Below are 1,397 nucleotides of genomic sequence, written 5' to 3'. Positions count from 1 at the left end.
GTCTCGTGACTGCGTGCCTTTTGAAGAATGAGCCTGCGAGTTTGCGGTGTGTTGCGAGGTTAACCCGTGTGGGGAAGCCGTAGCGAAAGCGAGTCCGAATAGGGCGATTCAGTAGCACGCTCAAGACCCGAAGCGGAGTGATCTAGCCATGGGCAGGTTGAAGCGGAGGTAAGACTTCGTGGAGGACCGAACCCACCAGGGTTGAAAACCTGGGGGATGACCTGTGGTTAGGGGTGAAAGGCCAATCAAACTCCGTGATAGCTGGTTCTCCCCGAAATGCATTTAGGTGCAGCGTCGTGTGTTTCTTGCCGGAGGTAGAGCACTGGATAGGCGATGGGCCCTACCGGGTTACTGACCTTAGCCAAACTCCGAATGCCGGTAAGTGAGAGCGCGGCAGTGAGACTGTGGGGGATAAGCTCCATGGTCGAGAGGGAAACAGCCCAGAGCATCGACTAAGGCCCCTAAGCGTACGCTAAGTGGGAAAGGATGTGGAGTCGCAGAGACAACCAGGAGGTTGGCTTAGAAGCAGCCACCCTTGAAAGAGTGCGTAATAGCTCACTGGTCAAGTGATTCCGCGCCGACAATGTAGCGGGGCTCAAGCGTACCGCCGAAGTCGTGTCATTGCAGCAATAAGCCCCAACGGGTGCTGTGATGGGTAGGGGAGCGTCGTGTGCCGGGTGAAGCAGCCGCGGAAGCGAGTTGTGGACGGTTCACGAGTGAGAATGCAGGCATGAGTAGCGATACACACGTGAGAAACGTGTGCGCCGATTGACTAAGGGTTCCTGGGTCAAGCTGATCTGCCCAGGGTAAGTCGGGACCTAAGGCGAGGCCGACAGGCGTAGTCGATGGACAACCGGTTGATATTCCGGTACCCGCTTTGAAACGCCCAATATCGAGCCCATTAATGCTAAGGCCGTGAAGCCGCCCCGGAGCCTTCGGGCAAAGGGGAGTGGTGGAGCCGCTGACCCAAGGTGGTAGTAGGTAAGCGATGGGGTGACGCAGGAAGGTAGTCCAGCCCGGGCGGTGGTTGTCCCGGGGTAAGGGTGTAGGCCGTGTGATAGGCAAATCCGTCACACATTAAGGCTGAGACCTGATGCCGAGCCGATTGTGGTGAAGTGGATGATCCTATGCTGTCGAGAAAAGCCTCTAGCGAGTTTCATGGCGGCCCGTACCCTAAACCGACTCAGGTGGTCAGGTAGAGAATACCGAGGCGTTCGGGTGAACTATGGTTAAGGAACTCGGCAAAATGCCCCCGTAACTTCGGGAGAAGGGGGGCCATCACCGGTGATGAGTCTTGCACTCTGAGCTGGGGGTGGCCGCAGAGACCAGCGAGAAGCGACTGTTTACTAAAAACACAGGTCCGTGCGAAGCCGTAAGGCGATGTATACGGACTGACG

1 rRNA gene is annotated in these 1,397 nt (G+C 57.1%); it reads left to right on the top strand.

The features are described from left to right. Nucleotides 1–1,397, top strand: a 23S ribosomal RNA gene (locus tag ACFV9D_RS38860); the annotation flags it as partial.

Source organism: Streptomyces sp. NPDC059875, assembly GCF_042731085.1.
In the GTDB taxonomy this organism is placed as follows: Bacteria; Actinomycetota; Actinomycetes; order Streptomycetales; family Streptomycetaceae; genus Streptomyces.
Note: the sequence above shows the minus strand (reverse complement) of the source record. Positions and strands in the feature narration are given on the sequence as shown.